We start from the raw sequence: 19,579 nt of genomic DNA, 5'->3' as shown, positions 1-19,579 counted from the left end.
AAACTGAATACAATTATCTTTAAAATGAGTTATTTGGTCTGTTCATAACTCTCCAATATTGCCCATCGAAGATTAACACAATACCTCCTGTCATTCCAGTGGAGAAACTGACACCTGGAAAAATACCCATATTCCCACCTGGATTTATAATTAAAGTCATATAAGATTCGAAATTTGATGGAGCAAAAACAAGATTGATTTCCTGTCCTTTTACCCCACCATTTAAAGTTAGTAGTTCAACATTATTGCTAATTTGATTTGAAAGAAAAATGGTTTTCACTCCCTCAACCATAGCCCCATCAAGCGATTGGATTTCCATATCTAGTACCGAACCGCTGGTTACCTTCTGATCAACGTAGGCAGTAGTAGCTATCTTATTAGAATTATCATTGGCTGCTTGAGTAGTAGCAGTAGTCCCATCTGCGAGTGATGAAGTCCAAGTAACTGTACCCAATCCATTGGTTGACAAAAGCTGACCAGAAGAACCATCTGTGTTAGGAAGGGTAATTGCTCCTGCTGTTAGGGTACCACTAGAAGTAACATTACCTGAAAAATCGACTACAAAGGCATCGCTTTTTGCAGAGGAGCCTGTTCCATTACCAATTACCAAGGCAGGGGCATTAGCAGAAAAAGCAGTAGCACTTGTTGCAGTACTCCCTCTACTATTAAACTGTCCTAAAACTAAAGAACCATAATCGGAAGCCCTTGTGAAAAATCCCATTGCTATAGAATTAGTTCCTGATGCGGTAGTAGCACTTCCCATTGCGGTGGAATTTTCCCCTGTTGCTCTTCCTTGGCGTCCCATTGCTGTAGAATAGGGTCCTGATGCAAAAGTACTAAATCCCATAGCAGTAGAACGAATTCCAGATGCACCTGTAGCTGTCCCCATTGCTGTGGAACCATCTCCTGACGCTTCAGTAATATTTCCCATTGCTGTGGAATTGGCACCTGATGCGATTGTTAATTCTCCCATGGCTACTGAAGCATATCCAGTAGCTCCATTTTGTGAATTTGAATAGTCAGAAATGCTCAAATCCACAGCACCGTTACCAATATCTCCATAATTAGCGGCATTGGCATCGGCTCTACGGTAGCCTGTGTTTTCGCCTTCAATGATACTCACTAGGCCACCGCTAGATGGCAAGTTGGTAAGTTGAGACCCATCACCCACAAAAGCATTGGCTGTAAGGGTACCGCTTGTCTTTACATCAGTAACTGAAGTATTTCCCAATTGAATAGTATTATCTGTACTTACTATCGCTCCATAGCCCAGAGCAGTAGAGTTCTCAGTGGTTGCCGTGCCATTCGTATTTGCACCTACCATGGTGTTGTTGGACCCTTCTATTGAACTACCTGCTCCAAAACCCAAACTAGTATTATAAATTCCCTCTGTATTTGAAAAAAGTGCATAACGACCAGTTGCAGTGTTTTGTATCCCTGTAGTATTATAATACATTGCACCATTACCAACAGCTGTATTCATATCCCCATCGGTATTATTTGTCAAGGCCAAAGCGCCCAATGCTGTATTGTTTTGTCCATAAACGTTCTTTTCCAATGCCCCATTACCGAAAGCAATATTTGAATTATCATTACTCGCACCACTTCCAATATTTTGACCATTAACGAGTATATCATTTTCGAAGGATTTAACACCTCCTACAGTTTGATCACTTGTCAAATCCACAAAATCACTGCTAGACGCTGAAGAAGGAGTTATCCAAGTTACTACACCATCACCATTTGTAGAAAGAACTTGACCAGTGGTACCATCTAAATTCGGTAGTGTTATGGCGCCTGTGGTAAGTTTACCTGAGGTTATGATATTTTGAGTTCCAAAATTTGGATTAATTTTGGTACCTGAAATTTCAGCAGAAGCACTTATAACTGCATTGGTAATTGTTCCATCTAAAATTTTTGAAGAAGTAATCGAAGCATCAGCAATTTTGGAGGTTGTTACTGATAAGGTGGCAAGCTTGTCTGCAGTTACTGCAGCGTTAGCAAGCTTATCAGAAGTTACTGAAAAGTTAGCAAGCTTGTCACCAGTCACTGCAGCGATAGCAAGCTTTTCAGCAGTCACCGCAAGGTTATCTAGCTTGTCAGTATTTACTGCATTGTTGGCGATATCAGCCGTCAAGATGGTTTCGTCCAAAATCATGGCACTGTTCACTTTGTTTGCACCAATGGCACTTACTCCTGAATTATTAAGAGTGATATCACCTGATATGGCAACTTCTGTTGCTTTATTTTCTAGATTTCCAAGGTAAATCCTTCCCACATCAAGGGTGTTGATTGTACTAATTGCCTCTGCGTTTGCCTTAGCCTGAATATCCAGCTTTTCATCCGCATCCTTCAAAGAACTTGCAGTGCTTAGGTAGTTTGAAGTTGTATTGGCAACATAGCTACCGTTGGTCTGTAATCCGGCACCAGTCTGAGTTGCATTCAATTCGGTTTGAAATGCTTCAGTAGTACTGTTGATCGCTGTTACTTTTCCATCAACATAAGTTTTTACTGCTTTTACTGTCGGGAATTTGATATCATTCTCATTAGTAAAAGTACCGTCTGTAGATTTATTAAGAGTGTTTTCCTTTTGAGCAATGCTCGTAGTAAGAGTTGGAATGGCTGTATTGATAGTTCCAATTGCTGTTTGAATGTTCTCAATATTGCTTTGGTTAGCTCCTACTTGTGTAACTAGACCAGAGACTTCGGTAATATTGTTTGCAACCGTTGTTTCGATAGTCTCTATATCACTTTCGGTAAGACCAACTCTAGAAATTAAGCCAGTGATTTTGGAAATATTGTCTTCAATTGTTGTTTCTATAGTCTGGATATCACTGGAGTTTGTGCTAACCTGAGTATTCAAACCAGTTATTCCAGTTTTATTCGTTGCAATGTTATCAGCATTAGTTTTTGCCTGACCATCAAGTTTTTCGGTCGCATCTTTTAGCGAAGAAGCAGTATTGATATAGTTGGTTGCAGCATTGGCAACATAGGTACCATCATTTGTCAACCCTGAACCAAATTGTGTAGCATCCAATTCAGTCTGAATGTTGGTAGATGCAGTATTCAACGTAGATACTTTTCCTTCTACAAAAGTCTTAACTGCTTTTTCAGTAGGGAATTTCGTATCTGTTTCGTCCGACAATGTTCCATCAGTAGACTTGTTTGAACTGTTTTCCTTTAAAGCGATATCAGTAGCATTCGTTTGGATACTAGTTGCATTGCTTGTGATGACACTAGAATTCTGAGAAACCGTTGATTTCAAAATAGCGATATCACCTGCATTTGATAATATATTATTCGCGTTGCTTTGAACATCTGTAGTATTCATAGATACTTTTGTATCCAAAGTATTGATACTTGTAGCATTTTGATTAACAGCAATATTTAAACTATTAATTCCAGTTGTGTTTGTGCTAATTTTATCTGCATTAGTCTTTATTTGATTTTCGAGCTTTTCTTTAACATTCTCAATATTTACTTGCAATACACTTTCTGTTAAAGTAGCTCTCGTAACTTCTGCTTGTAAGTCTTTTGCCAACTTCTCCTCTGCTATGATTGCTCTTGCGATCTCTTTATTTAAATCAGCAACAGAAGCTTTACCATCAAGAAATGTTTGTATTTTATCTACTGTGAGATAAGGCAATAGCATTTTAGAAGTATCACTAACTAAAACAAATGCTGGGATGTTCTCTAAATCATTAAAATCACCTGAAATGCCAGCCTTAGAAATGGATGGTTTATTTAAGATTTCAGAAACACCACTTGTTGAATTCCAATCAGCATTTATTTGTTTTATGCTATTTAAATAAACCCAAAAACTTCCATCAAAATAATAAAAACCTACTTCACCATCTGTTTGATAGATTAGTAGAGATTCAGCAGGGTTATGAATAGCATTTTTTTCTTCAAGCGTCATTCTTGAAATTAAAAATCCCTTTTCTTTTGACACTATTTCAAGAGCAGCTGAAGCATGTGGATCTTCGACCCCAATTCCTACTTGCGCATGAATTGCAAAAGGTAATACAATAAAGAAAATTAGGAAAAGTAACTTTTTTTTCATAGAATTTAATTAAATATATCTTGTTTGAATTTGCTTGAGATATGAGATACTTTTGACTACAGTCACATAAATGTTGTAACACTTCGAAAGGTATATCTATCAAATTAATTAGTAAAAAAAGGCACGTTTCAGTTGTAGCAAATGAGACAATGAAGGTGTTTTTTGTATTTATATGTAAATAAAATGACACCTTGAAAAATAGGGTTCTTGACGATATCTATTTAACAGATTTTCAAAATTCTGAAAGAGGTAAACCAGTCTCTTTTTTGAAGGTATTAAAAAAGGAGATTCTTGAATTGAATCCTGAGTCAAAGATTCTAACATATGCATACAAAGTAAAAAAAACAGGGTAGATTCATTTGCATAAACCTACCCTGCTTTTAAAATCGTTTCTCGAACACTAGTGATTTTAAATCAAAATCTAAGAGCTCAACAGCTTTCTTCCAAGAAAAGTGAATTCCTGTTGCCAATTTTTGGTTACTAAAAGAAGAGGTGATTTTCCATTTAAAAAGAAATACATCTTCTTCACTCTGTCTCTGTTCCTTTCCGAAGGAGAAAGATACAGGGTTTGAACCAAGATTAAGATTTAGAGAAGCCCTATTTTCTATGCCTTCAAGAATATTTAAGGGATTTGAAATCTGGACTGTAACCGATCTAGCATAAGGTTTTCTTCATTAAAGAAATTGAGAGCCATTCAATCGAAGCAACAACACCCTTAAACTGATTTGACCCCGCACGCTTTTAGACATCTTCAGATATAATCTATCCCTTCTGATTTTAAGTATAAAACGATTTTCTAAAAAGATTAAAGCCATAGGCTTTAAGTCTTAGACTAGTACCAAAAATATATGATTAGCAACAGTAGCTAATTTAAAAATCATCTTTTCATCCTATATTTTTAATTCAAATAATAGAACCCTATTGAAGTCCATATTTTAATTGAACAGCCGCATAATTTTCCTGAATTTCTTCTGCTGTAAGTGCTCTATTGTAAATTAAAACTTGAGCTATTTGACCATTAAAATAAAAACCTGAACCAGCTCTGGAAGCTATGTACAGCTTGTGACTGGAAAAATTCCCGTCATTGTCAAAAATAAGGTTAGGAACAGCCTCACTAATTGGACCATTATCGTTTATATAAATTAAAGTCTGATCACTAGCCCCCAAACTTCTATCCGTAGTTACCAAAAAAAGCTGCCAATTATTGTCATTGACATTTTCAATAGAATTTCTTATATTATATCCTTAATTATGATCTGTAAATTGAATTTTTGGACTTAAATTGTTTGAAATGACACCAAAGGAATTATTACTATTCCAATCGATGCTATGTTCCAAAACCATCTCTGTATTAATTGATGCGGTCTTAAAGATGATTTGCATAGTTATTTTATCTGTGTTAGAGATATCTAAATTATTATTAGTAACAAAATAATCATTCACCCCATCAAAAACCAAAGCACCACTATTGGCACTCGTATAATTAACACCATTTACAAGAGTTCCATGATTTCCATAGCCACTTATATCGTTCCAAACATTGCCTGCACCCGAATAACTTGCTGGATTACCCGCATCTAGATGTAAAATTAAACCCTCGGTAACTAAATACTCATAGATATCTTGAATAGCACCATACTTATCTATCCCTAAACTACTTCCTGCTTTTCCATTTGCATCCACATAATTCACATCAGTACTTGATACTCCTCCATATCTTGAAATCAAATCTTTCCCTAAAACGGTAAGTAAAGTCGAAATGGAGTTTCCTTCATATGAAGCATCTGCAGCTTGGGTTGCGGTGATGTTTGCGGTTCCAACTCCTGTAAAGGTAAGAACCGAACCGCTTACAGTGGCTACAGCATGATTATCACTGGTATAGACAATAGGACTAGTATTATTTGTGTTTGGTGGCACAATAGTATAGGTCCCTAAAAAGTATTGTTTATTAATCGCAGGAAATGTTTCAAATACGGAATTGGCAACATCTAAAACAATAATGGTAAGAGTTTGGGTGGTGCTTGTACTTGAAGTATTGGTCGCAATTACCTCTACCACATAGTTATTTGTACCTAGGGAACTCGAAGGGCTCTCATAATCCGGTGCATTTGTAAAAACTAAATTCCCACTATTATCTATACTAAATAACCCTTCATCATTGGAACTACCAATAGACCAAGTTACAACTTGATCTGAAGAAAAGGTGTGAACTGCAATTTGGTTTTCATTCATGGAAACAGCACTAGTTAAACCCGTTTCACTATTTGGACCTGTGATAATGGGAGCTGGAACATTTGGAGGAGTAGTTAAACCATCAAATTCATATGCGCCAATATCCGTAATCCCATTTCTAGAAAATCCCCGCTGATCAGTCGTTGAGGCATCGAGGTCAGTTCCTGCATCGATAACAAAGCTGCCCGAACTAAGGAGTAACGTCTGAGTACCATTTAATGAACTATTATCCGCCAAGTTGGATGCTAAGTTTAAACTCCCACTTATACTTAAGTCATTTCTATTCCAACCCAAGCCATTATCTCCTTCTAAATTACCCAAGTAATCGTGGCTGAATAGAATACTTGTAGGATTATTAAACCTAACAGCGGTTTGGCTTTCAACTATATTATTACCATTATCGGTTACCGATCCGCTGCTTACAACCCGATAATCTTTAGCACTATTACCTGCTATAATGGTATTCTGAACGATAAATTTACCTCCATAGGTACTTAATAGACCAGCATCATTTCCTGAAATTGTTGAATTTAATATAGTAAAGATATTTCCACTAGACCAAGCTACAATGGCACCTTCATTTCCAACTGTACTTGATTTATTTCCAAAAACCGTGCAATTAATCATTGTAGCAGTGGCAGATCCACTGTAAAGAATAATAGCTGAACCATAAGATGATGAAATGGATCTATTATTTGAAATGGTAGTATTTTTTATCATTAAAGAGCTTTCTTAACCATCAGTTTGTTGATTAAAAATCCCCCCTCCTATATTTGCATCATTATTGGATATAGTGCATTTATTGACAGTTAAGGCTCCTTTATAATTTATGCCCCCACCAAGTGTGGCCTTTCCGTATCGTATCGTCATTCCTTCCAAGACAACCGTATTAGATGTAATAAACACCCCTCCTGTTGCTATTCCTTGTGAGGCGGCAGCTTGGACAATTGTAGATCCAGCACCTTGTCCTCTAATAGTCAGGTTGCTAATATTTAAATTCCTTTCCGTAAAAGTTTCTGCAGCAAGATTTAATATATTGCCATCAGAATTGAATGAATTAAAAGCAGCTAGTGCGGCCGTAATTGATGCATAATCTCCACCACTACCTATATTGTATTCTTGGAAATAATTAATCTCCAAATCATTTTTCGTAGCATTTAACTCGCTAGAAGCATCACCACTTGTAAAGGCGCTATTCTGAAAGGAAAAAGTTAGGTTTAAAACATCGTTGGCGTCATTATGTTTAGTAGCATTTCCAGTTAGAATGACACTTAATGTAGTAGAACTGGTTCGAGTAATAACAGCAGAAAGTCCAGCAGAAAGATTGGTAACTATCACTTTGCCATCCGTTACAAAATTATCTCCATCAGAACCTGTGAAAGTATTTCCACCAAAGTTATTATGGGTAATCATGACTGGCTTACTCGTATCAATGCTACCATCATTGACAACAGCCTCTGTGAAAATAAGTGAACTATAATTTATACCAGGGCCAGGTAATCCTACCGTAGGAGCTGGTGAGGTCCCCATATAATCGACTTCCCATCCTATAAGTGGTGGACTAGTTGGTTCAGATGAAGTTTTATTGACATAAAAACCACCAAAGGCATAATCTCGGTCATCATTTATTACCCATTCATCATACTTATTGCTGTGCAAATAATATGAACCAGCAGAAAGTTTCCATCGTGGGTTTCCATCCTCGTTAGTACCGTCTGGGGTATAGATACCATTCACCTCAGCACTACCTGCACCACTGATCATATAATCCGTAGCTAGCAAGGTTGTACTCCAGGTCATCAATAAGAATAATAATGTAAGATTTAAAAGTCTAATCATCTATTTATAATTGGAACCAAACTAATTTGATTAATATTTTCACTTTTCGATATCAAAGCTTTACGCGAAACATGCTATAATATATACTTTTGAGGACAAAATATTTAAGCCGCACTTTCCAGAACTTGAATTAATAGAAATAATCAAACTGGATTCTATCCGTGTTAGTCAAAGTATTATTACCATTATTAGCAGGTACATATACCAAGGTTGTCCCTGTCCAAGAATAAGCACTGTTGCTAATGCGAATACCATTGATGTACATTTTAACCTTGCTGTTAGCCGAAGGGGCTTGGGTTAAGGTGAATTCGGTTTGAGATGTTGTTGCGTTAAACTCATCCGCGACATCTCTTATGGCTGCAGCAGGGGCAACCCATGAAGTATTTCCAGAACCATCGGTTGTTAATAGTTGCCCGTTTGTCCCATCTGTACCCGTATAGGTTACTGCACCTGCTGTAAGGGTTCCGCTTGTCTTTACATCAGTAACGGCAGCATTTCCCAACTGAATGGTATTACTTGTTGCAACCTTGGCACCATTCCCTATCGCTGTGGCATTGGTTAAATCTCCCGTAACAACATCTGCTCCGTTTCCAATTGCGGTATTGTTTGATCCATCAGTATTGGTAAAAAGTGCATTTCTACCTAATGCCACATTGTATTCCCCTGTTGTATTTATTTGTAACGCACGACTTCCTACAGCCGTGTTATAGGAAGCTGTATTTTCTTGTAATGCATATACACCAAGTGCTGTATTTTCATCTCCATTTATATTTTTGTTAAGCGTATTGAACCCAATAGACGTATTTAGTATTCCTTCTGATGTATTAACCACTAAGGCACTTGTTCCAAAGGCTGTGTTATAAATTGATTGACCTCCTCCTCGTCCAATGGTTATATAACTCGCAACCTTAATATCCCCTGTAAATTTTTTGCTGCCCCCAATGTCTTGGTTGTTAGTTAAATCCACAAAGTTAGAAGAGGTTACCGCTGCCATTGTTGCTGCTGTTACAAAGGCAGTAGTTGCCAATTGCGTTGTATTTGTTCCGGCTTCAGCAGTTGGTGCTAATGGTGTTCCTGTGAAAGTTGGTGATGCTAAGGGAGCTTTTAAAGCTAAACCATCGGTCAATCCAGCAATTTTAGACTGGTCTATATTGGCTGAGGCTGATATATCTTCATTGATAATAGAACTCGCTGCAATACTTGGTGAAAACGAAGTCCAACTCGCCACTCCTGAAGAATTCGAAATCAATACCTGACCATCCGTTTCATTGTGGGTATTTGGGTAGGTTACTGTTCCGGCGGTTAGGGTGCCGCTTGTCTTCACATTAGTAACATCCGTATTTCCTAACTGAATGGTATTACTTGCACCTACTCTTGCGGCATATCCTATAGTAGTGGCATTAGTTAAGCCATCAGAATCAAGATCCGCACCCCTACCTATCGCAGTATTGTTGCTTCCATTATCGTAAGAATTTAATGCTAAAGATCCAACTGCAGTATTCCCCTCTCCGGTAGAATTAGTTCCAATTGCTGCATATCCTAAAGCTGTGTTATCGTTTAACTTATTATAGTAAAGCGCAGAATGCCCAACCGCTATATTGTAATCACCTTCCTTGTTACTATTTAGCGCAAATGTACCTATTGCAGTATTTGCTTGACCAGTTGTATTGCTTAGTAGGGATTGGAACCCAGTTGCTGTATTTTCTGAGCCAGTGGTGTTCAATCTAAGTGAACTATTTCCGCTTGCTGTATTTTTATCTCCACTCGAGTTCTTCCAAAGCGCCCGATTTCCCGCAGCTGTATTTTCTATACCCGTATTTGATGCTAAAGATTGACTTCCAAATGCCGTGTTGGTTTCTATTGCCCCATTGCCTCTCCCTATAGTTATCCCATTAACTTCCACATCTGAGCTAAAGGTTTTTATACCGGCTATGGTTTGGTCTGAGGTTAAGTCCACGAAGTTCTGGGTAGAGGATCCTGTTCCCCCATTGGCAATTGGTAGTACCCCATCAAAGGCCGTAGCTGTTGTTGAAGGTGTGTTCCAAGCTAAGGTTCCAGAACCATCCGTAGATAAAACTTGTCCTGTGGTACCGTCAGTATTGGGCAATGTAATTTCTCCCGTTGTGAGTTTTCCAGTGGTTATTACATCGGTTATATCAGTATTTCCTAACTGAATGGTATTACTTGCACCTACTCTTGCGCCATATCCTATGGCTGTAGCATTGGTTAAACCTTCAGAATCAAGATCCGCACCCCTACCTATCGCGGTATTGTTGCTTCCATTATCGCGATTAGCTAATGCTCTATATCCAACAGCAGTATTTCCCTCTCCAGTAGAATTATTTTCAAGTGCAGAAGATCCTATAGCTGTGTTATTGCTTGATTTATTATTGTAAAGCGTACCATACCCAAGCGCTGTATTGTCACTACCTTCATTATTATACAATAGTGCAGATGCACCTGTTGCCGTATTTCTTTGACCAATTGTATTGCTATCTAGAGATTGGACCCCGATTGCTGTATTTTCTGAGCCAGTAGTGTTCTGTCTAAGTGAATTACTTCCGCTTGCTGTATTTCTATTCCCACCCAAGTTCCTCCAAAGCGCTTGATTTCCGGTAGCTGTATTTTCCGTACCCGTATTTGTTTTTAAAGTTTGACTTCCAAATGCCGTGTTGCTTGCAATTGCCCCGTTGCCTATTCCTATAGTTATCCCATTAACTTTTAAATCTGAGCTAAAGGTTTTTATACCGGCTATGGTTTGGTCTGAGGTTAAGTCAACCACATTAGAAATTGCCGCAGTAGCTGCTGCTACAAAGGCTGTGGTGGCAATTTGTGAGGTGCTTGTGCCTGCATCAGCGGTAGGCGCTTTAGGTGTTCCTGTGAAGTCTGGGGAAGCTAAAGATGCTTTTGCCTCGATGGATGCTTCTAAAGTCTGGATATCCAAAGAATTTATCTGTATTGAAGAAGTGTTTTGCGAAATATTCACCGCATTCGTCTTTACTTGAGCATCAAGTTTCTCGTCAGCATCTTTTAGAGAAGTAACCGTCTTGAGATAGTTTGTACCAGTATTGGCCATATAACTTCCACTTTCTGACAATCCTACACCAGTTTGGGTAGCATCCAATTCATTCTGAAGTGCGTCGCCAGTAGAATTGACTGTATTCAACTTCCCATCCACGTAGGTCTTTACTGCCTTTTCGGTTGGAAACTTTGTATCCGTTCCGTCTGACAAAGTACCGTCGGTGGATTTGTTTACACTGTTTTCCTTTAAAGCGATATTGATTGCATTCGTTGAGATATCTGTAGAATTCTTGGAAACTGTTGAGTTCAAACTTGTGATGTCACTGGTATTTGCTGTAATGTTCGTAGAGTTCGTTTGGATGTCTGAAGTGTTCGCAGCGACCTTAGTATCTAAAGTATTCAGGCTTGTTGTGTTCGTGCTGATATTGTTTGCATTGTTTTTTGCTTGGGCATCAAGTTTTTCTGTTACATCTTTTAGAGATGTGGCTGTACTGATATAGTTTGTTGCAGTATTGGCTTCATAGCTACCATCTTTTGCCAATCCTGAGCCTACCTGCGTTGCATCCAATTCAGCCTGAATGTTGGTCGAAGTGGTATTTAATGTAGCAACTTTTCCGTTAACAAAAGTCTTAACAGCTTTTTCAGTAGGGAATTTCGTATTTGTTTCGTCTGCTAATGTGCCATCAGTAGACTTGTTTGCACTGTTTTCCTTTAAGCCGATATCAGTAGCATTGATTGCTATATTTGAAGTATTTTCAGACACCTTTGTATTCAAAGTGTTAAAAATTGCTGTATTCTGAGAAACCTCTGTATTCAGGCTGTTGATATCTGAAGTGTTTGTGGCTATATTATCCGCATTAGTTTTTGCTTGACCATCAAGTTTTTCAGTCGCATCTTTTAGCGAAGTTGCTATGCTTATATAGTTTACCGCAGAATTGGCTACATAACTACCATCACTTGCCAATCCTGTACCAGCCTGTGTAGCATCCAATTCGGTCTTAAGATTTTCTGTTTCCGAGTTAACCGTAGTTAACTTTCCATCCACATAAGTCTTTACTGCCTTCTCTGTTGGAAACTTTGTGTCTGTTCCGTCTGACAAAGTACCGTCGGTAGATTTGTTGGCGCTGTTTTCCTTTAGAGTGATATTGGAAGTATTCGTTTGGATACCAATAGCATTGGTCTTTGTCTGAACTTCAAGCTTTTGAAGATTTCCTTCAACAGTTTCAATATTGCCTTGCAATACACTTTCTTCTAAAGTAGCTCTCGTAACTTCTGATTGAAGATTGGCTCCTAATTGTTCCTCTGCAGCTATCGCTCTCGTCTTTTCAGTTCCTATCGAAGTTTCTATCTCTATTTTAGCTGTTGTAAGATTCTCTTTTACAGTTTCAATACTGCCTTGCAACACCTCTTCTGCTGTTGTCGCTCTATTGATTTCTGATTGAAGGTCAGTTGATAACTGTTCTTCTGCTGCCATAGCGCGCAGAATCTCGTTATCTAAAAATTCAATTGATGCTTTTTTATTTAAAAAGGGCTTCAACTTTTCATTGGTTAAATAAGGAAGCAGCATTTTCGATGTATCAGCCGGATAAATAATATTTGGAATATTTCCTAAATCATTAAAATCACCTGTGAACCCGACCTTTGCTAGTAAAGGCTTATTTAAGATTTGACTTACACCAGAATTTGCATTCCAATCAGCATTAATTTGATTGATATTTTTCAGTAAAACCCAATTGCTCCCATCAAAATAATAAAAGCCTACTTCACCATCTGTTTGATAGATAAGTAAAGATTCAGCGGGATTTTGAATTGCATTTTTCTCCTCTAGTGTCATTCTTGAAATCAAGAGTCCCTTTTCTTTTGCAGCTATTTCAAGAGCAGCTGAAGCGTGAGGCTCTTCAACTCCAATACCTACTTGTGCATGAATTGCAAAAGGGAGTACAATAAAGAAAATTAGGAATAGTAACTTTTTTTTCATGGAATTTAATTAGATATAATTTGTTAGGTATTGCGAAAAGTGTGATATCCTTGGGATATAAATGAAATAAACTTTATCAGACTAGGAAAGGTATATCTACCAAATCAATTTATGAAAAAAAGCCTGTTTCAGTTGTTACAACTGAAATAATTAAGGACATTTTTACAGCTATATGTAAATGAAGTGACTTTTAAAAAATAAACTTTTGTCAAAATCTATTTAACCGATTTCCAAAATTCTGAAGGAGATAAACCAGTCTCCTTTTTGAATGTATTAAAAAAGGTGATTCTTGAATTGAATCCTGTGTCAAATGCTAAGGACTCTAATGTATGCTTATCTAAATAAAAATTTTCAATCTCCGACTTCGCATGTTCTATCCTGAATTTACTGATTAAGTCTTTGTACGAACAACCGTATGTATCTTGAATCAGTAAGGGTAAATCTCTTGATCTTATATTTAAATAATTTGCAAGCTCTAATGCAGTGATATTTTTATTTAAATAAATTCTATCCTCCTCAAAGAGTTTTTTGAGTCTTTGATTTATATCTAATTCAATGTGTTTAAAATTTGTATTTGTGTTTTCCGTTTTAACAATAAGATCATTTTTTTGAATAAACTTATGTTTAACATAAGACTCTTCCTTATTAAAATCTAATTTAATTCTAAACAAATTATAAAAACTGTATATCAAAATTAAAATCATTACACAAAAAACAATAATCTCTTTAAACTTAAAAACCGATTGACCTACGACGGAATATTGTACCAAATTGAGGTACTGCAAAAGCACAAAAAACTTTATCGCTAAAATAAATATTAGGGTAAAAACAATCCATTTTTCAGGAATTTGCTTTTCCTTATTATCTAAAAACTTGATCACGCAAGAAACGGAAGCAATCAGGTAAATGAAAAATAATAGAATTCGAGTAAAGTGAATAATTTTTATGGGTATAAAACCGCCAACAAGAAAATTAATTTCTTGAGGTGTTTGAATTATTGCTTCGGCAATGAGCGTTTTAACCTTTATGGATTTTAGAAAAAAAGGAATCATATCAAAAGCATGTAAAGTTGCTGGCAAAAAATGAAACAGGTCACTTTTAGTTAGCCCATTTATATTACCAAGTATATTTCGAGTAATTAGATAAAATAACGGGGCTGGTAAAAACAAAATTGGACTGAAAACTCCTAAGAAATGAGGATAAATTAAAATCAATTCCAAATCAATCCATAATAACCTGGATAGAAAAAACAAGGCATATATCAAGCAAACCAATCCAATAAGCTTTACTGAATATTGTCTATTAGTACCATTAATTATCAGTATAACTGCAATTAATGTAAACGAAATTGTAGCAAAAACATTAATAAATAAAGTAAAGGACATAGATGAATATAAGCTTAACCAGTCTTCAAAGATGTTAAAAAAATAATAATGTTCTCTTAAATCGATACAAAATTATAATGAAGAGTATAAAACAATTAATTTTGTGCTAATTTATAGGGTATAATTACACTTAAATTATGGTATTAAAAAGTTAAGAGATCAATTGCCAAATCGAGCTTAGATATTAAATTATCTGTATCCGTCAATTTCGTAATTTGCGTTTTTATGTATAATCATTTATTCAAATCTTGAGAAACAATATTTTGATTTACTCTTTTTAATTTCCTGATATATTCTGTTATAGTACTTCACGTTTCTTCCTTAAACATCCGTTCAAAAGGCGTTCGAGATTTAAAACCTGAGAGTTTATAGTAATATCCAGGCCTCTGAAAGAGGAACGTTTTATCTAATTCTTGCACCAAAGACACTATCCTTATATCGTTTAAAAATTGTTTAAAATGTTTACCTGTATTCTGTTTGATATCAATAAGCAAAGCGTCTTCTTCTATTCCTAGCTTCTGAGCAAGCAGCCAACTATCTAAATCAGGATTTTTATACAATTCCTGCTCTATGATACACTTGCTGATGTCATTTAAATTGAGCTTTTTCATTAATTGATTATTTGCCTCGATATAAGGGTTAGTCAAGCGGTTCCTTAGGGGATTGATTAATTGGTTAAAATTGTTAAATGTTAAGTGACGATGATTCGTGAATATTACGAAGTTGTTCTTTGAACGATTTACGGTCTACCCCCCGTGTAGGATTAAATATTCCCTTGCGTGGACTTTGAGGTATTTTGTACCTGCCTCCCACGAGGGATGGTCGCTTAAAAACTATTACCGACCAACCTACAATTTTGACCGAATCGATTAAGCAGTTAAACAATTAAACATTGGGAAGACAGTCAGATTTCAAGTCTCCCCAACGTTTTAATCCGCCACGTTTTGGACAGGTATTTCAAACTCTCTTTACCAAATCATCCCCCTTCTCTCTCCAAATAGTGCATAAGTCAACATAAATTCATGCGTCACATTCGGAAGCAAGTAGCTTCTCAACATCGGCATCTCGTAGATATAGCCAATTCGCATCTTATCAAAGAGCATCCCAAACTGGAAGTTGTTCGCATAGTCTATTCTATGTCCTCCTCCAATCCATACTTTGTCTTTCAATACTACCTTGAGATTGAGTTCTAAGTTGTCTGGTAAATCAGACTGACTTCTGTACATAAAGTTGGTCGCTACTGCTAGATTATCATTGATCCTGTTTCTATATCCTGCTTGGAAGATGCCTACTCTAGGCATTCTCTCCATGAACACATCTCCCGAGTTGATCGCTCCCTGATTTACATGGTGTATTGCATAGGATACATAGTAGCTCGGATGCGTCAGGGCAAGTCCCAAATTGAAGTCCATCACTTGCATGTTAGAGAAGCTACCGAAGTATTGTCCAACTATCGGGTCATCTGCTTGTTCCGTTGTCATGCTATTTCCATCCAAACGAATAGAGCGATAGTTTAAGCCTGCTCCCAATCTCAGATTGGTCTTTTCTCCCACTTGGATTCTCGAAGCATAGCTAGCCACAAATTCTGTCTCAGCAAATGCGCCATATTGATCATGTAGGATGGATATTCCTGCGGCATTCTTGCCTAGAATATCTCCCGAGGCCTGACCAGAGAGTTGACCGAAATCTAGTTCTGCTGAGGCAAAGTATGTCTTCGGTGCTCCCTCCCAGCCTGCCCACTGATTGCGGACAAAGCCTCGCAGCATAGAACCTTCATAACCTGTCAACGCTGGGTTATAGTAGCCCTGTAAGTGACTAAATTGAGAAATGTATTTTCGGGATTGAGCGAGAATATCCGTTGTCGTTACAATAGCTATTCCTATAAATAAGATAATTGTTTTTTTCATGATTTTGTTGATTCGTACTATGTACTATGTACCAAGTATCAAGAAGCTGAGCCCGGTACTTGGTACATTGTACTTTGTACTTTTATTTTCTAAATAGATTCAACATTCCTTTTCTTACTTCTCTAGTCTCTCCTACTTCGATCGTCCAGTAGTATGTTCCGACTGGTAGCTCTTTGCCATTGAAAGTTCCATCCCACATTTCATTTGGATTCTCGGTATAAAATAACCTATCTGTCCCCCTGTCGAAAACTTGGATTCTGACGTTTCTATAATATCTCAATTCAGGTACTCCCCAAGTATCGTTGTTGCCATCATTATTTGGTGAGAAAGTATTGAATACTTCTATTCCGGCAACTGAAATTCGCTGCCTTTCAATTGTGAAGTTCTTTTCTAGAATATTTCCGTCTCTATCTGTGACCTTAACAGCGATTGCAAAATTTGTTCTTCCTGCAGCAGGGTCTTCACTGTTCCAGTAGAGCACATCATTTTCTATTTTAAAGAAATTATTATCCATCACACCACTTTCAAAACCTATTAAATGAATATTATCCACAGCATCTTCTACCATGAAAGATCCAATTGCTACTTCTTGATTTGATTTTGGAGCTTCGAAAGTATTGTTTGATAAGAAAATATTTTGAGGAGCCAGCTTTGGAAGCACAATGCCATCTACAATAGCGGTTTTCTTATACGCATTGAAAACGCCTCTAGGAAGTTCTGGAAGTTCACTTGTGACAGGATATGTACCTCTTGCATAAATATTCAGCTGTTGATAATTCCAATCAAGTGGGAGTCTCAATAGCCTTCCTGAGCCTAGAATGGTCAATACAGAGTCTTGAAAGAGCGGAGTATAATTCTGAAACCCCCAAGGGATATTCACATTTTCTAGATTAAGAAAGGCCAATGGAGATCTCAAACCTACATAGTCAGGCACTCCGTCAGTTGTAGAATCTTTATAGTCATTGGAGTCAAAAGGATCTGTTCCATCTACAATTTCAACGTAGTCAGGTACACCATCCCCATCAGAATCTAGATACGCTCCTGGATCCTTCAAATCAGTAGTATTCCTAATTTCAATGATATCGGGCACTTCATCTTCATCAGAATCACTTGTGAAATTTTTGACTGTGAAAAAAGACCCCTCTTTCTCAAACTCAGAAAAATCGACAAGCGAAATCATGTTTTCACCGACTTGCTGATTTAAAGGAAGTTCCCACTCTCCAACTTCTTCAATAAGCAATGCTTTTAATTCAAAATCTGCTGGCTCAACAGCTTTCTCCCAAGAAAAGTCAATTCCTGTTTTCAATTCTTGGTTGCTTGAAACATTACTGATTTTCCATTTAAAAGGAAGTGAATTTTCTTCTTCACTATTGTCCATACCAATAGAGAAGGAAGCAGGATTTGAACCTGGCTTAAGGTTTAGAGAAGCCCTACTTCCTATTCCAACAGGAATATTTAAGGAATTTGAAATCAGTCCTGTAACCAATCGAGCATCAGGGCTTTGCATTTCGATGAAATCTGAGGCCGTCAGGCGAACAGCTTCTACTCCATGCACCTGACTGGTACCGGAAAGCTTCAGACTCCCTGTGGAAAATACCAGCCCCTGAGAATTAACAAAGAGGGCTGCATCACCGGAAACTGACAAACCTTGTGCTAAAAGGTCTGTTGAACTAAATGTTAGAGTAAAAATCCCTGACAAGAATATTAATCTGTTTTTCATCTTTTTTTTATTAGTAATTTAACTCAAACATTTCCTCCCAAGATTTTTCCCTGGTAGGATATCCACCTGTTTTAATTAAGCAATTGTTTTGTACACATCTTGGTCATGTTTAATTTAATCAGTTTCTAATTTGCTCTTATAATAATCATATGGAATACCGTGGAAAATTACCCTAATATTTAATTTCAAATCCATTGGAATTCTTTTAAAAGTTTAGAAATATGAAACTTTTAATCTATTAGTCAAGACTGAATAAAAGTTCCCATACAACAATACAGTAGTATCACCCATATATTTTATGGTATAAATTAGAGAAAGGATTTAACTTCATCAAAATGAAAAGAACCTTTGATTTCACCAATTATGTTTGCAAACATCTTAGATGCAACAATATTACCTGAGCGAAAACGAGTATTCTATCCCAATATCAAAACACCTTCGATTTATGACCTATGTTCTGAATTATTTAATCTCTTTTACAACAATTTTTCCAATTAGATTTACATCTGTTCCTTGTGTTTTCTCAAGCTCCAAAGTAATATCCGATTCTGCCTTGTATAAAAAGTTCGTTGTTGAAATGTTGTAAGAAACATCTGATCCACCTTGTCCGAAGTAAATTTCTGTTCCAAGATATTGACTGTTCGTCGCATCTTTCATTCTGTATGTATGTCCACCAGTCGCATTGTAGATATAAAATGCGACTGTTACTTCGTACATTTTACCTGCATTCAAAGTTATTGATGATCCATTCATTGTAACTCCGTTTACGTATGTTGCTGGTGGAAACATTCCTGTTAAGATTTGAGCTCCTAAAGTACTTGCGTTTCCAATGTAAGCGTAAGCATAATCTGGCATTGAAGATGACCCACCAGTTGCGCTGATTACTCCACCTGTAATATCAATCCCTGAGCCTGCTGTATAAGTACCAGCTGGTCCTGTTGCACCTGTCGCTCCCGTTGGTCCTTGTGGTCCCATTGGGCCTGTTGCTCCGTCCAACCCATCAGCTCCATTCAATCCGGCTGGACCTTGGGGTCCCATAGGACCTGTAGCTCCGTCTAGCCCATCCATTCCATTTAATCCTGCCGGACCTTGAGGACCCATTGGACCCGTTGCTCCGTCTAATCCATCGGCACCATTCAATCCTGCTGGACCTTGAGGGCCCATTGGACCTGTAGCTCCGTCCAGCCCATCCATTCCATTTAATCCTGCCGGACCTTGAGGACCCATTGGACCCCTTGCTCCATCTAATCCATCATTCCCTGCTGGGCCTTGGGGTCCTGTTGCTCCGTCTAACCCATCCATTCCATTTAATCCTGCCGGACCTTGAGGGCCCATTGGACCCGTTGCTCCATCTAATCCATCATTCCCTGCTGGGCCTTGGGGTCCCATTGGTCCTGTTGCTCCGTCTAATCCATCCATTCCATTTAATCCTGC

General features: G+C 37.5%; 10 protein-coding genes. All 10 read right to left on the bottom strand.

The annotated features are described in order from the left end of the window. Positions 1–19 precede the first annotated feature (19 nt). The gene (locus IEV57_RS17395; RefSeq protein WP_188444322.1) at positions 20–4,063 is read right to left on the bottom strand and encodes a phage tail-like protein; all 4,044 of its coding nucleotides are present in this window, start codon (positions 4,061–4,063) and stop codon (positions 20–22) included. Positions 4,064–4,981: 918 nt separating this feature from the next. After that, positions 4,982–5,287, bottom strand: a complete 306-nt coding sequence (locus tag IEV57_RS17390) for a LamG-like jellyroll fold domain-containing protein (protein WP_262891055.1) — start codon at positions 5,285–5,287, stop codon at positions 4,982–4,984. A 21-nt stretch (positions 5,288–5,308) separates the two neighbouring features. After that, positions 5,309–7,015 (bottom strand): choice-of-anchor Q domain-containing protein, encoded by a 1,707-nt coding sequence (locus IEV57_RS17385; RefSeq protein ID WP_188444320.1) that lies wholly within the window; start codon positions 7,013–7,015, stop codon positions 5,309–5,311. Positions 7,016–7,027: 12 nt separating this feature from the next. After that, positions 7,028–8,134 carry a hypothetical protein gene (locus IEV57_RS17380; RefSeq protein ID WP_188444319.1) on the bottom strand — a complete coding sequence of 369 codons (1,107 nt, stop codon included), beginning with the start codon at positions 8,132–8,134 and terminating at the stop codon, positions 7,028–7,030. A 130-nt stretch (positions 8,135–8,264) separates the two neighbouring features. Next, a complete protein-coding gene (locus tag IEV57_RS17375) occupies positions 8,265–13,133 on the bottom strand; it encodes a phage tail-like protein (protein ID WP_188444318.1) in 4,869 nt (1,622 codons plus the stop codon). Positions 13,134–13,348: 215 nt separating this feature from the next. After that, positions 13,349–14,518, bottom strand: a complete 1,170-nt coding sequence (locus IEV57_RS17370) for an AraC family transcriptional regulator (RefSeq protein ID WP_188444317.1) — start codon at positions 14,516–14,518, stop codon at positions 13,349–13,351. 308 nt (positions 14,519–14,826) lie between these two features. Beyond that, positions 14,827–15,129 (bottom strand): hypothetical protein, encoded by a 303-nt coding sequence (locus IEV57_RS17365; protein ID WP_188444316.1) that lies wholly within the window; start codon positions 15,127–15,129, stop codon positions 14,827–14,829. A 357-nt stretch (positions 15,130–15,486) separates the two neighbouring features. Further along, the gene (locus IEV57_RS17360) at positions 15,487–16,425 is read right to left on the bottom strand and encodes a PorP/SprF family type IX secretion system membrane protein (protein ID WP_188444315.1); all 939 of its coding nucleotides are present in this window, start codon (positions 16,423–16,425) and stop codon (positions 15,487–15,489) included. Positions 16,426–16,507: 82 nt separating this feature from the next. Beyond that, the gene (locus IEV57_RS17355) at positions 16,508–18,145 is read right to left on the bottom strand and encodes a T9SS type B sorting domain-containing protein (RefSeq protein ID WP_188444314.1); all 1,638 of its coding nucleotides are present in this window, start codon (positions 18,143–18,145) and stop codon (positions 16,508–16,510) included. A gap of 462 nt (positions 18,146–18,607) precedes the next feature. Continuing rightward, positions 18,608–19,579: collagen-like domain-containing protein (locus IEV57_RS17350; protein ID WP_505625207.1), on the bottom strand; the 972-nt coding region annotated here is incomplete at its 5' end.

The organism is Belliella aquatica (assembly GCF_014637795.1).
Lineage (GTDB): Bacteria > Bacteroidota > Bacteroidia > Cytophagales > Cyclobacteriaceae > Belliella > Belliella aquatica.
This window is presented reverse-complemented; position numbering and strand designations above follow the sequence as displayed.

Coding starts and splice junctions, on each gene's coding strand:
- IEV57_RS17395 (WP_188444322.1), bottom strand. CDS start 4,063: ATGAAAAAAAAGTTACTTTTCCTAATTTTCTTTATTGTATTACCTTTT.
- IEV57_RS17385 (WP_188444320.1), bottom strand. CDS start 7,015: ATGATAAAAAATACTACCATTTCAAATAATAGATCCATTTCATCATCT.
- IEV57_RS17380 (WP_188444319.1), bottom strand. CDS start 8,134: ATGATTAGACTTTTAAATCTTACATTATTATTCTTATTGATGACCTGG.
- IEV57_RS17375 (WP_188444318.1), bottom strand. CDS start 13,133: ATGAAAAAAAAGTTACTATTCCTAATTTTCTTTATTGTACTCCCTTTT.
- IEV57_RS17370 (WP_188444317.1), bottom strand. CDS start 14,518: ATGTCCTTTACTTTATTTATTAATGTTTTTGCTACAATTTCGTTTACA.
- IEV57_RS17365 (WP_188444316.1), bottom strand. CDS start 15,129: ATGAAAAAGCTCAATTTAAATGACATCAGCAAGTGTATCATAGAGCAG.
- IEV57_RS17360 (WP_188444315.1), bottom strand. CDS start 16,425: ATGAAAAAAACAATTATCTTATTTATAGGAATAGCTATTGTAACGACA.
- IEV57_RS17355 (WP_188444314.1), bottom strand. CDS start 18,145: ATGAAAAACAGATTAATATTCTTGTCAGGGATTTTTACTCTAACATTT.